The 25,333-nt window shown below is 59.2% G+C and carries 20 protein-coding genes and 3 pseudogenes; 18 read left to right on the top strand and 5 right to left on the bottom strand.

Translation table 11 applies throughout. The features are described from left to right. Window positions 1–49 precede the first annotated feature (49 nt). Window positions 50–1,519 (bottom strand): NAD-dependent succinate-semialdehyde dehydrogenase, encoded by a 1,470-nt coding sequence (locus ACZ1HM_RS20070; RefSeq protein WP_472744358.1) that lies wholly within the window; start codon window positions 1,517–1,519, stop codon window positions 50–52. Window positions 1,520–1,653: 134 nt separating this feature from the next. Between ACZ1HM_RS20070 and ACZ1HM_RS20065 the strand changes: the two genes are divergently transcribed. The 9 genes from ACZ1HM_RS20065 (at window position 1,654) to ACZ1HM_RS20025 (ending at window position 10,370) form a co-directional block, all read left to right on the top strand. After that, window positions 1,654–2,850, top strand: a complete 1,197-nt coding sequence (locus ACZ1HM_RS20065) for an MFS transporter (protein WP_472744357.1) — start codon at window positions 1,654–1,656, stop codon at window positions 2,848–2,850. Between the two features lie 106 nt (window positions 2,851–2,956). Further along, on the top strand, window positions 2,957–4,036 hold the full coding sequence (locus ACZ1HM_RS20060) for a hypothetical protein (protein ID WP_472744356.1): 1,080 nt from the start codon (window positions 2,957–2,959) through the stop codon (window positions 4,034–4,036). Further along, window positions 4,037–4,288 carry a hypothetical protein gene (locus ACZ1HM_RS20055; RefSeq protein ID WP_472744355.1) on the top strand — a complete coding sequence of 84 codons (252 nt, stop codon included), beginning with the start codon at window positions 4,037–4,039 and terminating at the stop codon, window positions 4,286–4,288. Between the two features lie 54 nt (window positions 4,289–4,342). Beyond that, the gene (locus ACZ1HM_RS20050) at window positions 4,343–5,467 is read left to right on the top strand and encodes a hypothetical protein (RefSeq protein ID WP_472744354.1); all 1,125 of its coding nucleotides are present in this window, start codon (window positions 4,343–4,345) and stop codon (window positions 5,465–5,467) included. Window positions 5,468–5,530: 63 nt separating this feature from the next. Then, complete coding sequence (locus tag ACZ1HM_RS20045; RefSeq protein ID WP_472744353.1) at window positions 5,531–7,465, top strand: AAA family ATPase; 1,935 nt, start codon at window positions 5,531–5,533, stop codon at window positions 7,463–7,465. After that, on the top strand, window positions 7,462–7,965 hold the full coding sequence (locus ACZ1HM_RS20040) for a hypothetical protein (RefSeq protein ID WP_472744352.1): 504 nt from the start codon (window positions 7,462–7,464) through the stop codon (window positions 7,963–7,965). Before ACZ1HM_RS20045 ends, ACZ1HM_RS20040 begins: the two co-directional genes overlap by 4 nt. Window positions 7,966–8,110: 145 nt before the next feature. After that, the gene (locus tag ACZ1HM_RS20035) at window positions 8,111–9,445 is read left to right on the top strand and encodes a DUF6638 family protein (protein ID WP_472744351.1); all 1,335 of its coding nucleotides are present in this window, start codon (window positions 8,111–8,113) and stop codon (window positions 9,443–9,445) included. A gap of 10 nt (window positions 9,446–9,455) precedes the next feature. Further along, on the top strand, window positions 9,456–9,722 hold the full coding sequence (locus ACZ1HM_RS20030) for a hypothetical protein (RefSeq protein ID WP_472744350.1): 267 nt from the start codon (window positions 9,456–9,458) through the stop codon (window positions 9,720–9,722). Between the two features lie 12 nt (window positions 9,723–9,734). Beyond that, window positions 9,735–10,370, top strand: coding sequence for a DUF1523 family protein (locus ACZ1HM_RS20025; protein WP_472744349.1), 636 nt, complete (start codon window positions 9,735–9,737; stop codon window positions 10,368–10,370). 26 nt (window positions 10,371–10,396) lie between these two features. Here the strand turns inward: ACZ1HM_RS20025 and ACZ1HM_RS20020 are convergent, their stop codons facing one another. After that, window positions 10,397–12,127: a DUF4214 domain-containing protein gene (locus ACZ1HM_RS20020; RefSeq protein WP_472744348.1), complete on the bottom strand. Its 1,731-nt coding sequence runs from the start codon at window positions 12,125–12,127 to the stop codon at window positions 10,397–10,399. Window positions 12,128–12,326: 199 nt separating this feature from the next. Continuing rightward, window positions 12,327–13,903 (bottom strand): annotated as a pseudogene (locus tag ACZ1HM_RS20015) (DUF5928 domain-containing protein). A gap of 142 nt (window positions 13,904–14,045) precedes the next feature. Between ACZ1HM_RS20015 and ACZ1HM_RS20010 the strand changes: the two are divergent. The 7 genes from ACZ1HM_RS20010 (at window position 14,046) to ACZ1HM_RS19980 (ending at window position 19,461) form a co-directional block, all read left to right on the top strand. Then, window positions 14,046–14,864: a sulfotransferase family protein gene (locus tag ACZ1HM_RS20010; RefSeq protein ID WP_472744347.1), complete on the top strand. Its 819-nt coding sequence runs from the start codon at window positions 14,046–14,048 to the stop codon at window positions 14,862–14,864. A gap of 45 nt (window positions 14,865–14,909) precedes the next feature. Then, complete coding sequence (gene smpB / locus ACZ1HM_RS20005; RefSeq protein WP_472744346.1) at window positions 14,910–15,398, top strand: SsrA-binding protein SmpB; 489 nt, start codon at window positions 14,910–14,912, stop codon at window positions 15,396–15,398. Then, complete coding sequence (locus ACZ1HM_RS20000) at window positions 15,391–16,038, top strand: glutathione S-transferase family protein (protein ID WP_472744345.1); 648 nt, start codon at window positions 15,391–15,393, stop codon at window positions 16,036–16,038. The genes smpB and ACZ1HM_RS20000 overlap by 8 nt, the downstream gene beginning before the upstream one ends. Window positions 16,039–16,118: 80 nt before the next feature. Next, window positions 16,119–16,973: a 3-mercaptopyruvate sulfurtransferase gene (sseA, locus tag ACZ1HM_RS19995; protein ID WP_472744344.1), complete on the top strand. Its 855-nt coding sequence runs from the start codon at window positions 16,119–16,121 to the stop codon at window positions 16,971–16,973. Beyond that, entirely contained in the window at window positions 16,973–18,157 is a 1,185-nt protein-coding gene (locus ACZ1HM_RS19990) for an amino acid aminotransferase (RefSeq protein ID WP_472744343.1), read from the top strand. Before sseA ends, ACZ1HM_RS19990 begins: the two co-directional genes overlap by 1 nt. A 123-nt stretch (window positions 18,158–18,280) precedes the next feature. Further along, entirely contained in the window at window positions 18,281–18,892 is a 612-nt protein-coding gene (locus ACZ1HM_RS19985) for a saccharopine dehydrogenase family protein (protein ID WP_472744342.1), read from the top strand. Further along, complete coding sequence (locus ACZ1HM_RS19980; protein ID WP_472744341.1) at window positions 18,856–19,461, top strand: saccharopine dehydrogenase family protein; 606 nt, start codon at window positions 18,856–18,858, stop codon at window positions 19,459–19,461. Before ACZ1HM_RS19985 ends, ACZ1HM_RS19980 begins: the two co-directional genes overlap by 37 nt. Window positions 19,462–19,649: 188 nt before the next feature. Here ACZ1HM_RS19980 and ACZ1HM_RS19975 read toward each other — a convergent pair whose 3' ends face one another. Together ACZ1HM_RS19975 and ACZ1HM_RS19970 are read right to left on the bottom strand one after the other, a co-directional pair. Further along, the gene (locus ACZ1HM_RS19975; protein WP_472744340.1) at window positions 19,650–20,975 is read right to left on the bottom strand and encodes an ammonium transporter family protein; all 1,326 of its coding nucleotides are present in this window, start codon (window positions 20,973–20,975) and stop codon (window positions 19,650–19,652) included. A gap of 15 nt (window positions 20,976–20,990) precedes the next feature. Further along, window positions 20,991–21,329 (bottom strand): P-II family nitrogen regulator, encoded by a 339-nt coding sequence (locus ACZ1HM_RS19970; protein ID WP_472744339.1) that lies wholly within the window; start codon window positions 21,327–21,329, stop codon window positions 20,991–20,993. A gap of 254 nt (window positions 21,330–21,583) precedes the next feature. Between ACZ1HM_RS19970 and ACZ1HM_RS19965 the strand changes: the two are divergent. Together ACZ1HM_RS19965 and ACZ1HM_RS19960 are read left to right on the top strand one after the other, a co-directional pair. Then, window positions 21,584–23,787: pseudogene (locus tag ACZ1HM_RS19965) on the top strand (transglycosylase domain-containing protein). A 94-nt stretch (window positions 23,788–23,881) separates the two neighbouring features. Next, window positions 23,882–25,314: pseudogene (locus ACZ1HM_RS19960) on the top strand (type I secretion system permease/ATPase); the annotation flags it as partial. Between the last annotated feature and the right edge of the window lie 19 nt (window positions 25,315–25,333).

Below are 25,333 nucleotides of genomic sequence, written 5' to 3'. Positions count from 1 at the left end.
GGCCGACATCCATTGGATGCCGGCCTTTTTCTTTCGTGTTCTGCAGGCGTCAGACGCTCATGCAGATGTATTTCATCTCAAGGTAATCTTCGATCCCGTGGTGCGAGCCTTCGCGGCCCAGGCCGGACTGCTTGACGCCGCCAAAGGGGGCGACCTCAGTTGAGATGATGCCGGTGTTCACGCCGACGATGCCATATTCCAGCGCTTCGGCCACTTTGTAGACCCGCGACAGATCCTTGGCGTAGAAATAGCTCGCCAGGCCAAAGATCGTGTCATTGGCCATGGCAATCACGTCATCGACATCGTCAAATTTAAAGAGCGGCGCGAAGGGGCCAAAGGTTTCATCGGTGGCCACCAGCATGTCCTGGGTCACGTCTGTCATGATGGTGGGCGGCAGGAAGTTGCCGTCCATCGCGCCATTGCCGCCCAGAATCACTTGCGCGCCTTTGGCTGTGGCGTCGTCGATGTGTTCTTTTACCTTTTCACCCGCCGCAGGGTTGATAAGCGGGCCGAGATCCACGCCCGCTTCAAAGCCGTCGCCGATTTTCATCGCCTCAACACGCGCTTTCAGCTTGGCGGCAAAGGCGTCATAGACGCCGGATTGCACGTAGATGCGGTTGGCGCAGACGCAGGTTTGGCCGTTGTTGCGGAATTTGCACATGATCGCGCCTTCGACGGCGGCGTCGATGTCGGCGTCGTCAAAGACGATAAAGGGCGCGTTGCCGCCCAGTTCCATGGAGCATTTCATCACCTGATCTGCCGCCTGACGCAGCAGGATGCGCCCCACCTCGGTGGAGCCGGTGAAGGTGAGTTTGCGCACCGCTGGGTTTTCGCAGAACTCTTTGCCCACCGCAGAAGAGGACGAAGACGGCAGCACGTTGAAGACGCCAGCGGGGATGCCCGCGCGTTCGGCCAGCACGCCCATGACGATGGCAGAGAGCGGCGTTTCCGCCGCAGGGCGCGCCACAAAGGAACAGCCCGCAGCCAGCGCAGGTGCGGCTTTGCGCGTGATCATCGCGTTGGGGAAGTTCCACGGTGTGATAGATGCCGCCACGCCGATGGGCTGTTTGAGCACCATGATGCGTTTGTCACGCTGGTGGCCGGGGATGGTTTCGCCATAGATGCGTTTGGCCTCTTCACCGAAAAACTCGATGAAGGAGGCGCCATAGCCGATCTCACCCTTGGCTTCGGCCAGTGGCTTGCCCTGTTCGGCTGTCAGGATTGCGCCCAGGTCGTCCTGGTTGGCCATCATCAGGTCAAACCATTTGCGCAGCACAGCGGCACGTTCCTTGCCGGTCCATTGCGCCCATTCTTTCTGCGCTGTCTCAGCGTGGGCGATGGCCTGGGCCACCTGGGCGCGGCTTAGATCGGCCACTTGGGCGATGACATCGCCGCGCGACGGGTTGGTGACGTCAAAGGTGCCGTCCTCACCCGCGACCCATTCGCCGTTGATATAGGCGCGGGTTTCCAGCAGGCTGGGGTCCTTGAGCATTGATTTCAGATCTGTGGCATCGGTCATGTGGGTTTCTCCGCTTGCGATTTCGCCTGTGCAAAGCAAGTCTGCCCATGAATGTCCAGTTTGTTTGTTAAGACCAGATAGCCAGCGGGATCACGCCAGCCATGACCAATGCCGGACAGCCCACGCAAACAGGAATGCAGCGTAACCTGACGCTTTACCCTTGGTTCAAGGGGGCGCAATCGCTGCTGTTTTGGCAGGCGATTTGGTTTTTGTATTTCCAGGAGGCGCTTTCGCCCGCCGCGGCGATTGCGCTTTATGCGGTTTATGATCTGTCGGTGACCGTGCTGGAGGTGCCGCTGGGCGTGGTGTCAGACCGTTTGGGGCGCAAAAAGACGCTTGTTGCGGCGACGCTGTCGGCGGCTGCAGGGTCTGCGCTGCTGGCTCTTGGCGATAGTTTCGCGATTTTTGTGCTGGGTCAGGCCTGTCTTGGGGCGGGGGCGGCTTTTGCCTCGGGCACAGACAGCGCGCTTTTGTACGAATCCCTCGCCGCATCGGACCGGTCCGAGGATGTTGAGCGGCAAGAAGCCGTGGCGCAGCGGTTTTCGCTGGGCGGTTATGCGCTGTCGGCGTTGGTGGGCGGGGGAATTGCGCTTTGGTCCTATGAGGCGACGTTCTGGGGTGCGGTGCTGGCCGCGCTGGTGGCGATGGCTCTGGCGCTGCGGCTGACCGAGCCGCCCAAAACGCTGCGCAAAGAGCGCCAGGTGGCGCAGCTGCCTGCGTTAAAAGAGGCCTTTGCCCAGCCGGTGCTGCGGTGGCTTTTTGCCTTGGCGGTGGTGATGTACGGCTTTAGCCATTTGCCGTTTGTCTTTGGCCAGCCTTTCATGGACACCGCCCTGCGCGAAGTGGGGTTGCAAGCTCAGGTGCCGCTGGTGAGCGGTGCTGTGACGGCGGTGATGATGGGCCTGTCGGTGGTTGCGTCGTTCTATGCCATCGGCCTGCGTGCGCAGGTTGGTTTGACGCGCATCCTGTTGTTGGCTTTCGGGCTGCAGATCGCGTTGATCACGGTGCTGACGCTGACGCAAAACTGGCTGGCGATTGCGGTTCTGTTCTTGCGGATCGTGCCTGACGCGCTGTCACATCCGTTTCTGATGGGGCGGATCCAGCCGCTGTTGCGCGATGAGGTGCGCGCGACATACGTGTCCTTGCAGGGGCTGGGCGGCAAGCTGCTGTTTTCGATGTCTTTGCTGGTGTCGGCGGGGGCGGCATCCGATGTGGCGGCGCTGCCTTACGGGGATATCAGGATGATCTTGGGCTGGTACGTAGGCGCGGGCGTGCTGATCTGGGCCTCTTTAGCGCTGACGGCAAACCGTGCCGGGGTTCAGCCGTCTTGACCCTTTCCATGTGCGCGGAGTTTTGCGACACTTGGGCAGGTGGGGATGTAAATGGCCGTAACATTCCCTATATTACGATGAACGGATTGAAAAACAGGGGACAGGTGTGGCGAATTTAGATGCACAGGTGAAGGAATCTCAGGCGCAGGTTGAGGCCGCGCAAAGCAAGATTGCCGAACTGACCAGCCGGATTGAAACAGCGCGGGCGAAAATGAAGGCCGGCGACGACGCGGCGGCGATTGATATTGAAAACGCCACGCTGGAAGATGTGCATGCCCATACGGAAGTGATGAACGCCAATATCGCAGAGCTGATCATGGGGCTGGATGACGTCACCGCCGGGTTCAGCCGTGATTTTGATGAGATGCGCAACAAGACCGGCTGGGAGAGTTTTGTCGGGATTTTCAACCGCGCGAAATCAGACAGCATGCGGCAGGAACGGGTGCGCACGGCCTCTATCGACGACAAGCTGCAGGATTTGATTGCCAAGTCCGACACCATCGTTTCCCTGCTGGAAGGGCAGCTGAGCATGCTCGAAGAGCAGAAGGTGAAGGTGGAGGGCAATCTGTCTGAAACGCTGGATGAGCGGGAGCTGACTGTTTCAGAGTTGGAAACAATCAGGTCGGACATTCAAGGGATGGATCCCAACATCATCAAGCTGGAAAATGCCATCGCCTCTGAGACGGATGCGGCCAAACGCACCAAGCTTGAGACCGAGCTGGCCGAGGCCAACGCCAAATACAACGCGCTGGTTCAGGAAGAACAGGTGAAGCTGGCCAAGAGCCAGACGCTGGAGCGTTATATTGAGAAGGGCAAGACCTGGATCGACAGTTTGCAGAACCAGGCGGCGACGCAGATGGTTCTGATCAACAAGCTTCAAACTGACACCAAGCAGCGGGTTGTTCTCTATGATGCGCTGACTAAATCCCTAAAGACGGCGCAGCAGCAGGACGTGGCGCACCGGATCAATGAGATCGGGGTGCAGACAGACCAAGAGGCGCAGTCGGCCATGGCGGGCATTGGGGCCGCCACCAACGCGCGCATGGCAGAGATGATGGAGAAACACGAGGATCACATGGTGTTCGCGCGCGACGTGCTTGAGGCGAAAGCCAAGGCGGATGAGCGGTTTGCGCGGCGGTTCCAGGCGATCGTCGATAAACACGACAGCAATGCTTACGGAGCTTAAATGCGACTTCTTGAGACACGTTACGCCCCTTTGATGACCGCCGGTTTGATGATCGGTATCCCTTTGCTTTTGGCCTTTAAAGCGGGTGCGGGGGCGGGCACGGTGCTGGCCCCTTTGACCGACTTTGCCGGGACGCTGTGGTCCGTTTATGGCGGGGCCAGTTTGATCCTTGGGACGGCTTTGCTGGCCTGGACGTTGCTGTCTGCCTGGCGCGCCGGTGAACTGACGGGTTCAAACGAGCTGAATGACTAAGAACGCCTCATCGCGCCCGTTTTGGGCGCTCTTCGCACGGATGCGTCGCGGCTGATGGCGGATCCGGGACAAGACCACGTCGATCTGAGCGACACCTATGCCTCGCGGCGCTACTTCAAGAAGTTCGAAGGGATCATGCAGCATATGCTGCATGTGGCCGGTGTGTTGCGGGCCGAAGGGCAGTTGGATGAGGATGAAGTTGAAATCCTGACCCGCTACGCGGTCAAGCTGACACATACGTTCAAGGCGTTGGGGCTGAAGTATCTGATGGCCGGGCGCGACACGGGCCGTTTTGCGACTGCCCTGACCATTGACGCCCGCGACAGCGGTTTTCCGATTGCCGAAGAGATCATGACCATGGCCAATGACGCCCAGCAGGCGGCAGGCCATCTGGCGGGGATGGGCACGGCGGAGGGGTATAAGGACCAGATGGTGCAGACCATTCTGGATCAGCGCAAGGTGCCTACGAAGCTGCAATTCGCCCTGTCCCAGCGGCTTTATTACGAAGAGCTGGCGAAGGGGGACCTGTTCTGGGTGCAGAATGACGCGCAGTCGCAGTGGCTGGGCAATCTGGAAGATCGCCGCCGGCGGTTCCGGCTGCATTGGGCAAGCTATGACAGTCAGGTCAATCTGCCGGTGATCTACCTGATGGAGCTGGAGGACACGGGCCGCGTTGGCCTGCCCAAGGACCAGCGCCGCTGGCCCGAGGTGCAGGCGCATCTGTCGGCTCAGGCGTTGGGCGGGTTGCAGTTGTTGACCATCGCCAAGGGCTTTGACGAGGATTTTGACGATCTGCATCCCAAGCGGCTGCGGCGGTTTCATCTGGGGCCGATGTATTCCAATTCCTACACCCGTCAGGCGGGGCCCTTGCGCGTGGTCCTGTCAGAGGCGCAGGCCCCTGAGGGGCAGGATTGGTCGTTGGTTTGGACCGAGGAAGAACTGGTCAGTGACCGCGCGATTGAAGCGCGGTCGGGGTGGTTTTCAACCGTTGAGCGGCAGGTGTTTGCGCTGGATCCCTTTGCGCAGGCGAAGGGTGAAGATTTGGGGGCGACGCGCCAGGAGCGCAGCATCATCCTGCCGCAGCGGGTGTTTCAGGTATTGGAAGAAAAGCGCCCGCCGGGGTTTGGCGGAGTGCGCAAGTTTGTCGTCAATGCCTCGGGCCGGGTGTTGCAGTATTGAGGCCATCGCGCGGTGCGCGCGTGGCTATAAGTTGTAGTGGAAAGATGAAGCAGGGGGTGTGCCATGAGCCAGACGTCTGACGCGATGGAACTGCGGGAAGAGGATATTGAAGCGCATGTGGCCGTGGCTCAGGCGTTGTTGGAAGGGTTTGATCATGCGCCGCGCATTGGCCGGGCCAAGGATGCGCCTGCGGTTGAGCGGTCCTCTGGCATTGGGACGCGGCGGCGGTTTCGGTCCACAACGCCGGGGTTGGTGACGCAGCGGCGCGTGGCGGCGGGGGCGGTATCTGTGCTGGCTCGGGTTGAGGGGGCGGATGATGATGCGTTGATGACGCCCTTGCAGGCGACGGTGTTGCATGCGGTGCGCCGTGCCATCGCGATTGCTTTGGCGGTGGCGGAGAATGTGGCGGAAACTTCAGGCTTGGGGGATTTGAAGCGGGCGAACCTGGAAGGGTCTTTGCCGGGCGCGCGGAAGGCTGAGTTTGAGGAATTGCTGGGGGCCGAAGCGGTTGTGACGCTGTATGTCTTTGGCAATGCCTGTGCGTATCTGTTGTCGCCACATCTGCCAGAGGCCACCGTGGAGGTGGGCGATGTGGAGGAGGTGCTGGTTGATAACGGGCAGACCGCTTTGCATGGGGCGCTTTGGGAGTTGGATCAGGACATCGCTGCCTTTGCTGTGGATGATGCGAAGTTGGTGGCGACGGTTTCGGCTTTTGCAGAGGCGTTGATGGAGAAGGTGGCGTTGCGCGCGGCTGCCATGCCGCGGCTTGCGGGGTTTGAGGCGGCTTCCTGGCGGGTGGCGGCGGATGATTTCACGGTGAGCGGCTTTACCCCCGCGGCCAAGGCCAAATCCACCACGCTGACCATGACGTTCAAGAAGCCCAATGAGATCGTGGGCAACCATATTGCCAAGTATCAGGCGCTGAAGCTGTCGAAAATGCTGATGTGTTATGATTTTGAGCGGCGGTTGAACCCCTTTGTCGATCTGGGGGGCTTCATCTTTACGTTCATGGGTGACGGGGCTCCGGGGACCGGTAAGACGATTCTGATCCAGATGATGGCGGGGTTGATCAACGACTATTGCCAGAATGCGGGCTATCCGTTTCGCTATCAGAACCTGAGCACGGACAATATCGACAGCTATCAGGGCAAGTCAGGGCAGAATGCGAAGGCCTTTATCAACAACATCATTGATCCCTCGGTGATCGGCTTTGGCACGATTGACGATATTGATCAGCTGGCCGGCAAGCGGGGGGACCGGCAATCCTCTGCCGGGCAGTTGGAGATTACCGCCGTGTTGATGGAGAGTTTTGCCGGGGCCAATACCGTGGTGCGTGGGAATTGCACCTTTGGGATGTTTTCCAACTATCCTGAGAATGTGGATGACGCGCTGCGCCAGAGGGCGGGGGCGCGGTTTTTGGTCGATGGGCCGCAGACGCGGGAGGATTATGTCGACATCCTTTATCTGTTGATGGGCAAGAACCATGACATCCCGCTGGGCGATCATGAGGTCTTCGAGGCGCAGGAGATCAAGCGCGCGGTGGCGGCGTCATTTGACGCGCATGGTAAGCCGCATGAGGCGGGGTTGTTGAAGGTTTATGAGGATGTGCGCGCGCAGGTGGGCGAGCTGGATACTATCAACAAGCTGGGGACGTACCTGAAGGGCATTCAGGAGGCGGATGAGCGGTTCACGGGGCGGGCGATCAAGAACATCACGGACGCGGTGAAGGTGCGGGCGATGGATTTTGAACTGCCCGATGAGTGGATGGAGGAGCCGGACCTGTTCCTGTTCAAGGGGTACGATGAAAAGAAAGCGATGATCGCGGAGATGCGCCAGCCGATTACGGTGGAGATGGTGGTGCAGGAGATCAACCGCTACGCGGATAGTGAGTTCCGCTATGCGGATAAGTCGGACGAGGTGGCGATTGAGAATGCCGTTCGGGATATGGGGCGGATGGAAGAGGCGAAGAAGCGGTTTTTGTCTGGGGGTGAGCGGTGATTTCTCAAATCGAGCTCTGGTTGCAGCAGCATCAAGTACTTGCCTTTTCCTTGATTGTTCCAGTGATTAGCGGAATTGCCGCTTGGTTTTCTGCCGTTTTTTCAACCAAGCGGGCGATTGCTTCCGCGAATACTGAGCGCAATCTGCAGCGTCTCCTCAAACTGTCTGACTATAGACAGGAATGGATAAACGACCTGCGTTCTGAATTCGCTACATTTCTTGGACTTCTAAGCGGCACACAGCCAATGCCGCCTGAACGAATTGACGAAATGAGCCTGACATATTCTAGAATATTACTCCGCATGAACACTAGTGACCAAGACTATCGGAAGCTTGGAGAGCTCATGCAGGCTGCGATCCGAAGCGTTCGAACCGAGCCGGGAAATCAACATAGCGCAATAGCCGATCTTCTCCTTTTAATGAATTCGGTTCTAAAGCGCGAATGGGATCGTCTCAAAAGAGATCTGAATTCATTTGAGACCTTTGGTGACCTGGCATGAACCGCCTCATCCGCCACGGCCTTATGTCCTGCCACACCACCCCTACCGCATGTCATGCGCCCTTCCCCATGGGGGGAAGGGAAGGGCGCGCATCTGCTTTGCAGATGCAGGACAGACTGAGGGCGCAGTATGGCAGGGGGATGAAATGCAACGGTTGATAAAAAACGGCCTCATGTTTGGCAACCTGTTCCACGTCTCTTCGCCTGCGCTCATCGACCGATATAACCGGGCATTGGGGCATTTGACCGGGAAAGAGACGGCTCTGACCGATTTCCACATCGACATCTCCGGCTATTCGCCTGAGGTGGGGGACGAACTCCAAGACCATCTCTATCTCAACCACGCGGGTGTGAACCGGCAGTTCATTCTGCTGAGCGTCGAGCAGCGGCATTCACCGCTTCTCAACACCAAATTCTCCACCTCGCGCGGGATTCTGCGGCAGTTCATCGACACCAACGAGGCGCAGCTTTTTGCGCTCACCGCCCGCGACGCGGTGGCGGGGGAGTTGGTGAACTCGGTCTATGATGTGTCCTCGCCGCAAAAGCTGTTCGACATTCGCCGCATTGAGGTGGAGGCCGATACCGTGGGCGGCACGGTGCGCGATGCGGCCAAGCTGGGCGAGATGGTGGACCGCTTCAAATCTGAGCCGGATGGCTGGTACGATGACGTGTTGATCGCCCAGATGATTGAGATGGCGGGCAAAACCGGGGATGTGGTGCGCAATCCGGTGCGGCTGAAACAGATGGGGTTTGATCAGCGCAACTTTTGGACGGCGCATTTTGGCGGGCTTTATGTGTTTCAGGACGTGGACCACCCGGCGGTGATCGCGCCCAGCGGGGCCGGGCATCTGGGGGATCTACCGATCAAATACACCTTTGAGGCCAGCCAGCGGAACCAGATCGCCAAGTTCTTTGAATACAATGATCTGACAGAGACCCTGGTGGAGGGGCGCAAGGATCATGCGGCGGCGATTTTGCGTCAGAAGATGGATTTCATCCTGGTTGATGCGGTGGCAGACGAAGCTGTGGATCTGAGCGGGGCGACACGGTCAGACCTGCGCCGCTTGGCACGGCAGTATCAGAGCCTGCTGCCTGAGGAATGGCATGCGCTGGGCGCGCTGGTGCGCTGGGCTGAGAACGGGGGCAAGTGGCCGCGGATTTCATCGGATCATCCGGCCTATTTCTATACCCTGCGCGCGGCGGATACGCCGGATGCGGCGTTGGTGAACATGCTGCTGGCAGAGCTTGCCCCCAAGGACGCGCGGCAGATGTTTATCTGTCACAAAGAGCTCTTTTATCAGACCTACCAGCGCTGGCCGGAGGCCAAGAAGGCTTTCGTGGTTGATTTCCTGGTGGCCGAGTATCAGGTGGATAAGGCGGGTGCGCGTCAGACGCTTTTTGGCCATGATGCCCCGATGGAAGAGCCGCGGCCCAAACCGGTGCCGGATATGATTGCGCGGGTCGGCCCCTGGGGGCTGTGAGGAGGGGAAGATGATCGGATTTATACGCCTGGTCGTGATGCTCTTTGTCGCGCTGACGGTGATTTATGTGTGCCTGTCTTTCTATTCGCGGGCGGTGCGCAGATCGAAGCTGAAGAAAAAGTGGCACGATGGTAAGCAATTGGTGGACCGCGATACCTTTGTGCAGCGGGGCTTGGAGCGGTATGACGGCTCCATCCGGCGCAAGCTGCTGTTGGGGGTCTATGTGGTGCCGATGGTGGTGATCGCTGTGATCGTGTACCTGACTAATTTTACCTAAGAAGGATGTGATATGTTCACGGTGATCAAATGGGTGTTCTGGACCACCTTCTGGGTGCTGGTGGTGGCTATTTTTCACTACACGCTGCCGCAGACCGATATCGTGCGGGTGACGGACACCTATGAGAAGCGGATTGATCTGGGCGGTGAGAATTCGCTGTTCTGGGCGCAGGCGGATGTGGGATCAGACGCGACGGTCACGAACCGCGATGTGTTCTTTATCCAGACGCGGCGGGCCAAGGGTGACGTGATGGTCTACCGCAATGAGGACACCGGCTGGGGTTGGCCGCCCTATTTCAAGTTCGACACCTCAAACCTGCAGGCTGAGGCGGCAGACGCCAAAAGCACGGCGGATGCGCCACAGTATTACGCGATCAAGCATTACGGCTGGCGGAATGAGTTCTTCACGATCTTCCCCAACGCGATTTCCTTGCGCGCGGTGGAGGGGCCTGAGGCCTCTAAGGGCATTCCCTATCTGAACATCTTCATCATCATCGTCCTTGCCGCGATTGCCTGGGCGATCTATGTGCGCTGGCGGCGGTTCCGCATGGCGCGGATTGATCCCACGCTGGAGGCGATTGAGGACGACATGGCAGAGCGCAGCGGCGCGCTGCGCCGGTGGTTGGGCACCTGGCGGCGCAAAGGCTGACACCCGTCTGCGGGTGCTGATGTGCGTTAGGCGAAGGGGTCGTCGACCACACCAATGAGCTGGACCAGGAAGGTGCCGCCGTCCGACGCGCTGGCGCTTTCAAAGTCCGCGTCTGCCGCTGCCTTGGCCGCATCAATGCTGTCTTGGGTGCCATCAAACAGCGCCATCACCGATTGCGCATCGTTAAGATCGCTCATGCCGAGGATGGCAGAGAAATAGATGCCCACGTCGATCTTGTCGTTGAGGTAGGCAATGTCAGCGGCTTTTTGGTTGGCGAATTGCACAGAGGTGCCCGAGGGCGTTTCCGCGCGCGCCCCTTGCAACAGCGCCAGCACGAATTCGCCGCGCGTGACGTTGCCATTGTCCAGCACCGAGACCCAGAAGGCGGCCCCATCGCTGTCGGACGCCCGGCCCAACACGTTCTGATAGATCGTTTCAACGAACACGTCGGTTGTGGCGTTTGAGGGGTAAAGCGCTTGCGCTTCTGAGGAGGTGGCAAAGTGGCCTGCGATCTCTTGCATTGAGGTGCCAGAGGCGAAAGCGCTGGCCCAGAATGCCAGGCCCAGGGCGTCAGGTGCTCTGTTGAAATAGGCGATGTACATCTCAGTGAACGAAGTGAACTCAGAGGCGCTGAGGTTTGCGACGTTATCGAATTGCCACAGCGGCAGCGTGTTCTGGCCGTTGCCAAAGCTGAGGTTTTCGATGCTATGAAGCGTGTCCGTGCCAGTGGCGCCTGTGCGGTCCTCAATCTCAGTTGTGCGACCAATCCGCAGCGTAAAGCTGGAGACATCCTGGCTGTAGGCCACGGTGTCATAGCCGCTTCGACCAAAGATCGAATCGTTGCTGGCACTGCCTGGCACAACGTCATCATTGGTGGACCCAAGCCGAGTGACGCTGGGCAGCGGCCCAGGTGCTGGAGGGTCTTCTGCTGGGGGATCCTCAGCCTTTGGTTCCTCCGGTTCCGGTTCGGGCTCCGGTTCGGGCTCGGGTTCAGGTTCCGGCTCGGGTTCCGGTTCGGGTTCTGGCTCCGGTTCTGGCTCGGGTTCCGGCTCTGGCTCGGGTTCCGGTTCGGGCTCGGGCTCCGGCTCGGGTTCGGGCTCAGGTTCCGGCTCGGGCTCGGGCTCTGGCTCGGGCTCAGGTTCCGGCACTGGCGGCTCTTCGGGCGGGGTGCCGCCGCCGTCAACGATCGGGGTCAGATCGCCCTCATCGCGCAGGGTATCAATGTCTGAATTCCACTGCAGCGCGCCCAAAAGACCGCCGTCAGGCAGATCGGAAAAGTCGATCAGCAACGTGGTATAAAGATCGCCCACCGGATCCGCGTCGCCCAAGCTGACAACGCCAGAGTAGGTGGCTGAAATGCTGCCGCTTAGGTCTTCGTAATCGGTGCCCACAAGGAAGGGGAAACCGTTGTTGGAAGTTTGTGTTGATCCGCCATCCGGGTCGTCATCCAACGGGAAAGTCGTATCGAACACCGAATTGGCGGGCTTGAGGTCAATCTGCAGGCTTTCCAACCGCTTGGTTGTGGTCAGATCGTGGATCTCAAAGCCGAAATTCATGTCGATGTCGGTGCCGGTGGCCCCGCCAAAGGTATAGGGATCAAGCGCTGCCCAGGTCAGTGTCTCTTGGGTGCCGTCGGTGAAGACCGCGATGATCTCAGCGCCCGCAAGGTCCACGCCGCGCGATGAGGTGTCAGCGCGAATGCCGAATTCCGTTTTATACGGATCTACGTCGTTCCGCGTGATATTAATTGTGGGCATCGGGGGCTTCCCATTGGTTACTCAATACATGGTGCAGCGCCGTTGCGCACCTATTCGGAAGCGGGACGAGCGTTACTTTCGCCACGGTTGTATAAAGAGACATGGGCGATAATGGGGCGCAAGGCGGACCAAATTCGCACAAGTTCAACCATGAAGCGGCAGGTCTTAGGCGGTGGAACGGAGGTAAAGCGGCGGTGCCTTAATCGGCGAACAGATAGCTGCTTTGCGCAATTTCACGGGCTTTGTCCCGCGGGATTGCCAGGAATTCCTTGAGCGCTGCGGCATTCACCTCAATATCTGCGGTTTCCTGCATCAGGCTGAGGTGATCGAACTGCGCGTCGCGGATCATGTCGCTTTCGTGGACCATGTCGTTGCGAATGGTGGGCAGCAGACGTTCGAGGGTTTCATTTGAGGTTTGCTCCCCCGCCAGGCCAACGCGCATGGCGTGACCGGTCAGGTAGTCATCGCTGAACTGGCATTCGATTTCCATGATCCGGGTGGTCGACCGGTCAGAGGCAAAATCGTTCAGCAAATCAAGGCTGGCCGGATCCATGCAGACAATCAGCCGGTCCGTTTCATAATAGTCGAACAGCATCCGCATGAGCGCGCGGCGATGGCGGTGACGTTTTTCAAGCGTGTTCTGGATGCCGCCAAGGTCTGGTAGGGGCGTTTCAAGCTCATTAAACAGATACTCAATCGCCGGTACATTCGTGACCTGGCGAATGCGTTCCAGCACCCGCTTGGCGACGTGCCATTTTTTGCAGATGACGATCAGCAGTTCGCGGTCACGGCCCAGGGTGCTTTCTGTTTCCCAGAACCGTGTGGCAAAACGCCGGCCATTGCGCCCTTTGCCGGTGAGGAATTGAAACAGGCTGCGGCCTTCGTTGCTGATCTGAAAGTCGACGCCTTTCGCCACATAAAGCAATCCTAACCTACGCTTGAGGTCTTGTGCCTCTGGGCTGATTTTACGGGCAAAGAGGTAATCCTGCGACAGAAGCAAATCGTAGTGATCGTTGTAGAAGGTCACCGGCATGCCGTAGTCGGTGAACATCAGGAAGGTCAGCGTGCGCGACCGGATTTCCTCCCCCGGCACCAGATGGCGGACGAGGGTTTGAAAAACGTCTCATCCGGGATCCAGGTGGTTTTGAAGAACCGCACAACATCGCGGCGCTTTTTGATGAACTCCAGCAGCGCCTCAACGGTTTGCCGGCGCAGGCACCACCATTGTGACCCGATCATGATTTGCAGATCATCAGGGATTTTGCGGGTAAGACCGAGGCGCTTTTGGGCCTCAAACATCGCATAAAAGAGCTTTTTATGTTCCCGTTCGTTCACGTAGTGACGGTAAATCAGCCGCTCTTCTTTCCAGCCTGTCTTGATCCAGTCGCTTTCGAAATAGTCGAAACTTTCGATAAAATCGGCGTCTTGGCGTTCCACAAAGTCGTGGGTGTATTCAGCCGATTTGATCGCCATGCAGTCGCCTGACAGCATGTAGAAATGCGTGGCCCGCGGGAAGGTGGTGATCGCAGTTTTGACGGTGTTCAGCGTGGCCTGCACCAAAGACCATTCCCCCCAGCCGCATTTGACCCGTTTCTGCGGGAAGGCCACATTGGGGTTTTTCGCAAGCGCCTTGGTGATTGATAAATAGTCGGCCGGGTCAGCGGAGGCGTCAAAATGGATGGCCATATAGTCACCCACCGCAGTCAACCGCTCCGCCTGCCGGATCACGGCATCGGGGTCCTTATGACATAGGAGAATATAGGCGATATTGGCCATTTTTGGGGTGCACTGCGCTTTTGTCTTTGTTTGTGTACAATGTTAAAGGTGAAGACAGATTGAATAAACACCATTAATTTGGTTTTTTGAGGCTATAGAGAACTGTTGCGAAAAACAGTCATTTGAGCAGAGGGCGTGCAATATGGGTTTTCCCGGCACATGGATGACGCAGAGCGAAAGCGTGGTGTACCGCGTTGTTCCAAAATGCGCATGTTCGACCATCGGACAGATCATGTACTATTCCGATCATGGGGCATTCTTTGACGGCGACATCCATGATGCGCAATCAGGGATGCATAAATGGGCGCTCGATGCCTCGCATGAGGCGATTTCGACCAATGTGATCGGGCACAAGTCCTTTGCCTTTACCTGCGTGCGCAATCCCTACACCCGTATCCTGTCGTCGTTCTTTGACAAGATCTGTGGCATTCAGCGCAATGGCAAACGCTATCGCGGCAACCTGGTGCCGCTGCTTGTTCAGAAATACGGGATTGAGGTCGGCGGGGATGATGGCAAGCAGGAGTTTGACCAGATCAAGAGCTTCCGCCGTTTTTTGCTGTTTGCCCGCGATACCATTCGGTGGCGTCGCCCGATGGATCCTGACATTCACTGGTCCGCGATGTCTGGCCATGTCAGCACGTTCATCGTGAACGGCGGCACTTATGACAGGATTTTCTGGACGGAGGCGTTTAACGACGGGATGCAAGAGGTGCTGGACGCCATTGAGACGCCGCATCCTGTCGACCTCAACGATATCCCCCGGTTCAACGAAAGCGAGGGGCACGGGCCCAAGCGGGCGCATCCGGTTGAGGACTACTTTGACGATCTGTCGATGCATCTGGTGCGCGAAATCTACAAACGTGATTTCGACCTTTTTAAGTACGATTTTGAGAACCCCGGCAACAAGATGCCTGTGGGCGAAATTGACCTTGATGAGGTCCACGCCAAGCTCGGCGATTAAGGGTGTGGCCTTGCGCTGAGCAGGGGCACCCTCTACATCGCTGCCATGGCGCAGGTGAAATCAAAATCCAAGTCTGATCCCAATTATAAGGTCATTGCGGAGAACCGCAGGGCCCGGTTTGACTATGCCATTGATGATGACATCGAATGCGGCATCATCCTGGAAGGGTCTGAGGTGAAGTCCCTGCGCGGGGGTGGGGCAAACATCGCCGAAAGCTATGCCGCCGTTGAGGATGGAGAGCTTTGGTTGGTGAACTCTTACGTGGCACCCTACGCCCAGGCCAAGACCTTTGCCCATGAGGAACGCCGCCGCCGCAAATTGTTGGTCAGCCGCAAAGAGATGGCCGATCTGTGGAATGCCACCCAGCGCAAGGGCATGACGCTGGTGCCGTTGGTGATGTATTTCAACCATCGCGGCATGGCCAAGATCAAGCTGGGCATCGCCAAGGGCAAAAAGAACCACGACAAGCGCGAAACAGAGGCCAAGCGGGATTGGTCGCGCCAAAAGTCCCGGCTGCTCAAAGATCATGGCTGAGCGGCTTACGCTCATTGGGTTCAAACATTCGGTCTATACCTGGATCGTCCGCATGGCGCTGCATGAGCTTGCGCTGTCAGTGGAGTATGTTGAGGCCAACCCCTTTGCCGATCCTCCTGACGCCACATTGGCGCATTTCACGCCCTTTCGGCGTGTGCCCGTGTTGATGCATGGCACCTTCCGTCTGACCGAAACCGCCGCGATCCTGCGCTATCTGGATGCGCACTGGGGGCAGGGGCGGTTCAGCCCGAAAGGGGCCAAAGCACAGGCGCAGATGGCGCAGGTCACGGGCCTTGTTGATGCGGATGTTTATCCCATTTTGGTGCGCCAGGTCTTTTCGCAAGGTTATTACCTGCCCGTTGTGGTGCAGCAGCAAGGGGATCCGGGCAAGGTGACCGCTGGTTTGCAGGCGGCTGGCCCCGTGTTGCAGGTTTTGGCGCAGATCGCCTCAGACGGGCGGGTGCTGAACGGTGCTGAGATCACACTGGCGGACCTGCAGCTGGCCCCGATGATGTCTTATGCGATGCGCGTGCCGGAGATGGCCACGGTGCTGGCCAGCTTTCCCGCGCTTGACGCCTGGTGGCAGGACATCCGCCAGTTGCCCAGCCTGACCCAGACCGACCCGCTTAGCCAGATTTGACCGAAGCGCCCCGGCGCAGTCTTGTCACGCGTTGTCCACAGGGATAGGGACTAGACATGCTGCGCTGAAAGGATTCCCCCATGTCTGATGACCCAAAAACACTGGTTTCGACAGAGTGGCTCGCGCAACACCTCAAAGACCCGGACCTGCGGCTTTTGGATGCCTCTTGGTATCTGCCCGACGCGGGGCGGGATGCGAAGGCGGAATATGACGCGGCGCATATCCCCGGGGCGCGGTTTTTTGATATTGATGAAATCTCAGACCGACGGTCGGACCTGCCCCACATGGCCCCCCCGGTGGAAAAGTTCATGTCCCGGATGCGCGCCATGGGCGTTGGCGATGGCCATCAGGTGGTGGTTTATGACGGCGCCGGGCTTTTGTCTGCGGCACGTGTCTGGTGGCTTTTCAAGTTGATGGGGCAAGAGAATGTCGCGGTGCTGGATGGCGGTTTGCCCAAATGGGTTGCCGAAGGCCATGACACCGAAGACATGCCGCCCATCCCCCGTGACCGCCACATGACGGTGCGGTTGCAAAACCAGCTGGTGCGGGATGTGACGCAGGTGGCCCATGCCTCCAAGTTGGGGACGCCGCAAATTGTGGACGCCCGCGCGCCAGAGCGGTTTCGCGGCGATGCGCCTGAGCCCCGCGAAGGCCTGCGCGCTGGTCATATTCCCGGCGCGCGCAACGTCTATTACGCGGATCTGTTGAACGCCGATAAGACGATGAAGCCCGTCGCGGATACGCGCGCCATCTTTGAGGCGGCAGGCGTTGATCTGGGCGCGCCTGTGATCACCTCATGCGGGTCCGGTGTGACAGCGGCCATCCTGGCCCTGGCGCTGGAGCGTATGGGGCACAAAAACTGGTCCCTTTATGATGGTTCTTGGGCGGAGTGGGGGATGTTCCCCACCGTGCCCGTTGCGACAGGAGACGCATGATGTTCGAAAACCTACAGGCCCAGCCGGCGGACAAAATCCTCGCGCTGATGCAGATGTTCCGGGAAGACCCACGTGAGACGAAAGTCGATCTGGGTGTGGGTGTCTATAAGGATGCCACGGGTCTGACGCCTGTGATGCGTGCCGTCAAAACGGCAGAGCAGCTGATTTGGGAAGCCCAAGATACGAAGGTCTATACCGGTTTGGCCGGGGATCCCGCCTTTGCCGATGCGATGGTTGCACTGGTGCTTGGCGGTGCGGTGCCACGCGCCACGGTTGCCGCTGCTGCCACGCCGGGGGGCACCGGTGCTGTGCGTCAGGGGTTTGAGCTGGTTCAGATGGCAAAACCCGATGCGCGGGTCTTTGTGTCAGACCCGACATGGCCCAACCACCTGTCTATCCTGAAGTATCTGGATATGGAGATGGTGCCCTATCGCTATTTCGACAATGAAACCCGTGGCGTTGATTCCGATGGCATGATCGCCGATCTGAAAACCGCCAAAGCGGGGGATGTGGTGCTGCTGCATGGCTGCTGTCACAACCCAACCGGTGCCAACCTGAATGCAGCGCAGTGGGATGCGGTGATTGCGGTGTTGCTGGAAACCGGTGCGACGCCGATGATTGATATCGCCTATCAGGGGTTCGGCGATGGGTTGGACGCGGATGCGGCCGCGACGCGCAAACTGGTGGCCGCCGTGCCTGAATGCCTGATCGCGGCCAGCTGTTCCAAGAACTTCGGCATCTACCGTGAGCGGACAGGCATGTTGATGGCCGTGGCTGCAAACACCGACACCCATGCGTTGAACCAGCAGACCTTGGCGTTCCTGAATCGCCAGAACTATAGCTTCCCGCCCGATCATGGGGCACGGATTGTGACCACCATTCTGAACGATCCAACGCTCAAAGCCGATTGGATGGCCGAGCTGGAAGAGGTGCGCGTCAGCATGTTGGGCCTGCGCCAGCAGTTGGCCAGCGAACTGCAGCAGCTTTCAGGCTCGGACCGTTTCGGCTTTCTGGCAGAGCATCGCGGCATGTTCTCGCGGATCGGGACAACGCCTGAAAAGGTGGAGCTGATGCGCGAAAAGCATGGCATCTACATGGTCAGCGACAGTCGCATGAACATCGCGGGCCTGAACGCCCAAACTGTGCCGGTGTTGGCCGCTGCCATCGTTGACGTCGGCGTCTAAGGCCAGCCTAGGCCGGGTGACGCTACGTATTTCACGGCTTGACCGGGAAATCGCTTTGGCGGTCTGTCGAAAGCCGTCAATCATGCCCAGGTTGGCACGGTCACACATTGGAAAGGACACAGCATGAGCGCACGGGACATCGATATCACCATTTATGGGGCAACCGGGTTTACCGGGGCGCTGGTGGCTGAATACCTCGCCGGTCTGGGTGGGCAGGAGGCGGGCCTGACGCTGGCCTTTGCGGGGCGCAACGGCGAAAAGCTGCGCGCCTTGGCTGCGGCTAACGACTGTGCGGACCGGGTCACGTTGATTGAGGCGGATGCCGCGGATCGCGGGGCGCTGGATGGTTTGGCCGCGCGCAGCAAAGTCGTGATCGCGATGGCCGGTCCTTATGCGCAATACGGATCAGAGCTGTTGGCGGCCTGTGTTGAGGCCGGGACAGATTACGTCGACCTTTGTGGTGAGCCGCAGTGGATGCGCGAGATGATCGAAACCCATGGCGCGCGGGCCAAAGAAACCGGTGCGCGGATTGTGCATTCCTGCGGGTTTGATTCCATCCCTTCTGATTTGGGCGTGGTGCACCTGCAGGCGCTGGCGCAGGAAAAGTTCGGCGCCGCCTTCCCACGCGTGAAGGGCCGCGTGGAGCGTATCCAAGGGGGCCATCAGGCGGCACGGTTGCCAGCCTCAAAGGGTCCACCATGGCCGCGATGGCCGATACGTCTGTGCGCGATGTGATGATCAGCCCCTTTGGGCTGACCCCCGGTTTCGAAGGCCCCAAACAACCCCACGGCCAAGCGCCCGTCGAAGACGAAGATCTTGGCACCTGGGCTGCGCCTTTCGTGATGGCGGTGATCAACGTCAAGAACGTGCACCGTACCAACCTGTTGGGTGGCTTCCCGTTTGGCGAGGATTTCGTTTATGACGAAATGCTGGTGACTGGACCGGGCGACAAGGGTGCCGAAGCCGCAAAGCAGATCGCGGCCATGGGGCCCGGCGGTGGCATGGGGCAATCCAAGCTGCAACCGGGTGACGGCCCGTCCAAGGAAGAGCGTGAGGCGGGCTTTTTTACCATCGCCTTGCATGGTTCTGGCGCAGGGGAGAACGCGGGCGTTGTGCGGGTCTCTGGTGATAAGGACCCCGGCTATGGCTGCACGTCGATGATGATCAGCCAATCCGCGCTGTGCCTGTTGCAGGATGGTGTGGATGCAGCGGGTGGGGTTTGGACGCCCGGTGCCGTGATGGGGGATAAGCTGATCACCCGCCTGCAAGATGCGGGTGTGCTGACTTTTGAGGCGGCTGTTTAGGGGCACGCCTTTGGTGCGCAATGAATGCGCACCCTACGGAATATGTGAAAGACGGCCCGCAGAACTGCGGTGCCGTCTTTTTTGTTGGCCTTCCGACGGGTGTGGCAAAGCCTCTCTGTCTCCGCGCATACAAAAAGGCCCGACGCGCTGCGCCGGGCCTTTCTGCCGCTAAGTGGGAGGTGCTTAGCTTAGCCTTTGGAGAACTCTGGATAGGCTTCCATGCCCAGCTCAGAGGTATCGAGACCGGTGATCTCAGCTTCTTCGCTGACCCGGATGCCCATGATGGCTTTCAGGATGAACCAGACCACGGCAGAGATCACAACGGTGTAGATGCCGATCACGAGGATGCCGTAAAGCTGTGTGCCGATGTTTGCGTCACCGTTGCTGAGGACAACTGCGATGGTGCCCCAGATGCCTGCAAAGAGGTGCACAGGGATCGCGCCAACAACATCGTCGATCTTCAGCTTGTCGAGCAGTGGGACAGTGAAGACCACAACCACACCGCCGATGCCGCCGATCAGGGTCGCCAGACCCAGGCCAGGCTGCAGAGGTTCAGCTGTGATGGAAACCAGGCCCGCCAGCGCGCCGTTCAGCACCATGGTAAGGTCCGCTTTCTTGTAGAGGATCTGCGTCAGGATCAGGGCCACAACCGCACCACCAGCTGCCGCTGCGTTGGTGTTGGCAAAGATCCGGGAGACGTCAGCGATGTCACCAACAGAGCCCATTGCCAGCTGAGAGCCGCCGTTAAAGCCGAACCAACCGAGCCACAGGATGAACATACCCAGGGTCGCCAGCGCCAGGTTGGAACCAGGCATTGGGTTTACTTTGCCGTCCTTATACTTGCCCAGACGTGGGCCCAGGATGATGGCACCGGTCAAAGCTGCCCAGCCGCCTACGGAGTGCACGATGGTGGAGCCCGCGAAGTCAGAGAAGCCAGCCTCAGAGAGGAAGCCGCCGCCCCAGGACCAAGACGCCTGCAGAGGATAGATGAAGCCGGTCAGCACAACAACGAAGACCAGGAAGGGCCACAGCTTGATGCGTTCGGCCACAGCACCAGACACGATGGAGGCGGTCGCCGCACAGAACATCAGCTGGAAGAAGTAGTCAGAACCGGTTGAGGCATATTCACCATCGTCAGCACCTGCCAGATCGATGCCAACCGCTTCAAGAACGCCAACAGCAGGGAAGAGCGCGGAGAAGACGCCCTCAACAGCCCAGTCGCCCAGCGGGTACATCAGGTTATAACCGATCGCCCAGTAGGCGATTGTGGCCAGAGAGAAGAGCGCCACGTTTTTGGTCATCTGCATGGTCACGTTTTTGGACCGCACCAGACCCCCTTCGAGCATGGCAAAACCAGCGGCCATGAAGAACACCAGGAAACCACCGATCAAGAACAGCAGCGTGTTCATGATCCAAACCATTTCGGCAGAGACGGCAGCCGCGTCCTGCGCCAGCGCAGCAGACGGCAGTGCAAGGACTGCGGCAGCGGCTGGAATGAGATATGTCTTTTTCATCATTTCGTCCTTTGATTAGATAGCGTCTTCGCCGGTCTCGCCGGTACGCACGCGCACCGCCTGTTCCACGTCGAGGACAAAGATTTTGCCGTCACCGATTTTGCCGGTTTGTGCTGTGCGCGAGATCACCTCGACCATTTGGTCTGCGACCGCGTCAGCGACAACAAGCTCCAGCTTTACCTTTGGGACGAAATTCACGACGTATTCCGCGCCGCGGTAGATTTCTGTATGGCCAGACTGTGCGCCAAAGCCTTTGATCTCTGTCACCATCAGCCCGCGGACGCCCGCTTCGGTCAGCGCTTCGCGCACTTCCTCAAGCTTGAATGGTTTGATTGTTGCAATGATGAGTTTCACCGTTGGATCCCTCTTCCGTTTTGCAGGCTGGCCCTGCGTGTGCTCGGAGAGAAACGGCCATTTTCTGCCGAGTTAAAAGGATTCTGGGGCAGGGGAGGCGGTGAAAACCGGACATAATGCACAAAAATTATGCGCAAAATTGAAAGTGTATAAAATTTTGGCAAACAGCAAATCATATTGAAATCGACGCAAGCGCTAAACAAATCGTTAAAGAAGCGGTATTCTGTCCAAAAGAGCAGCCGAGCAGGCCAGTTATGAGTGATTCATCCAAGCGAAAGCGCCCGCTCGTGGCGGACAAACGCTATCCGTCTGCCGGCAAGGCGAAAAAGCCAGCCCAAAAGCGGAAGGTCAGCAAGGCTGCGCCGAAAAGGCGCAAGGCCCGCAAACCGGCGCGGCCCCCGCGTGGGGGGATCATCGGATTTTTTCAGCGCATCCTGCGGTGGCTGTTGGCGTTCATCTGGAAAATCACCTGGCGGCTGACGGCGGTTGTGGTTGTCGTGCTCGCCCTCGCGGTGGGCTACCTTTATACCACGTTGCCGCCGTTAGACGCGCTCTTGGATGGGCGCGCGCGCGGCTCCGTGACGATGCTGGATCGCAACGGCGATGTCTTTGCCTGGCGCGGGGATCAGTTTGGCGGCGTTGTCACTGCCAGTTCCGTGTCCCCCCATCTTAAGAACGCGGTGATCGCAACCGAGGACAAGCGGTTCTATCGTCATTTCGGTATCAGCCCGCGCGGGATTGCGTCAGCGGTGCGGATCAACCTGTCCGAAGGGCGCGGACCGTTGCAGGGCCATGGCGGTTCAACAATCACACAGCAGGTGGCCAAGCTGATCTGCCTTGGTGAACCTTTTGATCCATCCGCAGGCATTACTGAGCGCGAGTATGAGGCCAACTGCCGCCGCACGTCTTTGCAGCGCAAAGCGAAAGAGGCGCTGTTTTCCATAGCGATGGAGGTGAAATACACCAAGGATGATATCCTCTCCATCTATCTGAACCGGGCCTATATGGGCGGCGGTGCCTTTGGTGCCGAAGCGGCAGCGCAGCGGTTCTTTGGCAAACCTGCCGCGATGGTGACGCCCGCAGAGGGTGCGATGCTGGCAGGTCTGTTGACCGCGCCCACGACACTGTCGCCCACCAATAACCTCGACCGGTCGCAAAATCGCGCCGCCACCGTTGTGCGCCTGATGCGCGAGCAGGGCTATCTTTCGCAGCGCGAAGCGGACTTTGCCCAGGCCAACCCGGCTGTTCTGTCAGAAGCCGCCGAAGCGCGGGCGGGCGGGTATTTTGCCGATTGGGTGATGTCGACGGGTCCTGAATTCTTTACCCGCAACACAACGGAGGATGTGCGCATCACCACCACGCTGGATCAGCGCATACAGGCCGCCGCCGAAGAGGGGCTGAAGTGGGTCTTTGAAAACAAGGTCCGCGAAGGATCAAAAGCGCAAGCCGCGATTGTTGTGATGTCTGCGGATGGCGCGGTGCGGGCCATGGTGGGCGGGCGCAAGACCAAGGTGGCCGGGGCCTTTAACCGTGCCACACAGGCGCTGCGGCAAACCGGCTCTGCGTTCAAACCCTTTGTCTATGCCGCCGCTCTTGATCTGGGCTATTCGCCCAATGACACGATTGTCGATGAGCCTTATTGCATGAACATCCCCGGGTCGGGTGAATGGTGCCCCAGGAACTACACCAACAAGTTCTACGGCGAGGTTGATCTGACCACCGCGCTAAAAAATTCGCTGAACATTCCAGCGGTGAAAGTTTCAGAAAGCGTGGGCCGCGATAAGGTCAGCCTGGTCGCCACGCAGTTTGGCATTGAAAATGACCTGGCTGCCGGGCCTGCGCTGGCGCTTGGCGCATCGGAAAGCACGTTGATTGAGATGACGGGCGCCTATGCCGGTATCTTGAACGGGGGTCTGCTGTGACCCCTTACGGTTTGGTTGAACTCACGCTTTTGGGCGATGATGAACCCTTGATGGGGACAGGCGGCGGTATTGGTGAGCGTGTCATTCAAGACGACGCCGCCCAGCAACTGGTCTTTATGATGGAGAAAGTCATCTCTGAGGGCACTGGTGCGCGGGCGCAGTTTGGCGGGCGGCAGTTGGGCGGCAAGACGGGCACCACCTCTGCGGCCAAAGATGCCTGGTTTATCGGCTTTTCTGCTGATTATGTGGCCGGCGTCTGGATGGGGTATGATGACAACACGCCTTTGACCGGTGTGACGGGCGGCGGGTTGCCTACCGACATCTGGCGCGAAGTGATGAGCCGGGTGCATGAGGGCCTGCCGGTCAAACCTCTGCCCATGCAAGACCCCGCCGCCCCTAGCGGCTTTGGCGAAAGTACCGGGGCCCAAGAGACAGGCGGCAGCACAGGCAACATCATTGACCAAGTGCTACGCGACATCTTTGGCAGCAGCGGTGACGGCAGCGCGGCCCCCGCGCCCCAAGCCGGGGATCGATAACCCGCGCCGTTTCAAGCGAATTTTAAGCGGCCTCTGTCACAAAGCGGTTTGATGACACGCTTTGGTCCTGCCCGGACCAAGAACGGGGCAGCGAATGCGCATGCGGAACGACGACAGCGGCCTGAGAGAGTTGCAAGAGGCAAGGCGGCCGCTGATGCGCTATGCCTGGGCCGTTGTGGTGTTCAGTTTTTGCACCAACCTGCTGTTGCTGACCGGTCCGCTTTACATGATGCAGGTGTTTGACCGGGTGCTGATGTCAGGGTCTGTTGAAACGCTGGTGGGGCTGAGCGTTCTGATGTTGTTTCTCTATGCTGTGATGGGGTTTTTGGACCTTGTTCGGGGGCGCATCATGGTGCGGCTGGGCGCGCGATTTGGGCGCGCTTTGCAGGGGCGCGTGTTTCATGCCGTTCTGCGCAAAGCCGCCGTGATGCCCAGTGCAGAGACGAAAAAGGGCCTGTCAGAGCTTGCCGCTGTGCAGCGGTTGATCATGTCGCCGGTGGTGTTCTCACTCTGTGATTTGCCGTGGCTTCCAATTTTCTTTGCGATCATCTTTGTGTTTCACCCTGTGCTTGGGGTGACTGCCCTGTCCGGGGCACTGGCGCTGCTGTTGCTGACAGCGTTGCACCGCAGGCTTGCCGCGGGCAGAAAGCGGGAAGAGCAGCGCGTGGCCGCCCAGGCGCAGCATGTCGCCGATCAATGGCACGACAGCGCTGAAAGCCTGCGCGCGCTTGGCATGCAAAAGACGGCGCAGGCGCGTTGGGTGCAGATGCAGAGCAAGGCCAACAGGATGTCAGCCGGGCTCAGCGATCTGTCGATGGGGTTTTCGACGGTCACGAAGGCGTTCCGCTTTGCCTTGCAGTCGTTGATGCTGGGGGTGGGGGCCTGGCTGGTTATTCAGGGCAACATGACCGCCGGCGGCGTCTTTGCCGGGACATTGCTTTTTGCGCGCGGGTTGGCCCCACTTGAGGGGCTGTTGATGCATTGGTCAGATCTTGAGGAGGGGCGGCGCGGGTGGCGCCACCTTGCGGATCTGCTGGAAGAAGTGCCTGCCGAGCCGCCCGTGCTCCCCCTGCCTGAGCCTGAGGCCACGTTGGACGTACAGAGCATTACGGTTGTCCCGCCGGGCCAGAAGTTCGCAGCGCTCAGATCGGTAAGCTTTCGTGTGGCACCGGGGCAGGCCTTGGGCGTGATCGGCCCGTCAGCGGCGGGCAAACCGACGCTGGCGCGGGCCTTGCTGGGCGTTTGGCCGGTGGCGGGCGGGCAGATCACGCTAGGCGGCGCAGGCTTGGCGCAATACGGGGCTGAGGCTCTGGGCAAGCATGTGGGCTATCTGCCTCAGGCGGCGCGGCTCTTTGACGGCACGCTGGCTGAGAATATCGCCCGGTTTGATGAGACCGCATCAGAAGACATGATCATCGCCGCCGCCGAAGCTGCGGGCGCGCATGAGATGATCCTGGCAATGCCACAAGGCTATGACACGCCGGTGACCGCGCTAAGCGCGCGGTTGTCGGGGGGCAAATTCAGCGCATCGGATTGGCCCGCGCGC

The sequence above is a fragment of the Sulfitobacter sp. GN1-4 genome, assembly GCF_055693825.1.
This window is presented reverse-complemented; position numbering and strand designations above follow the sequence as displayed.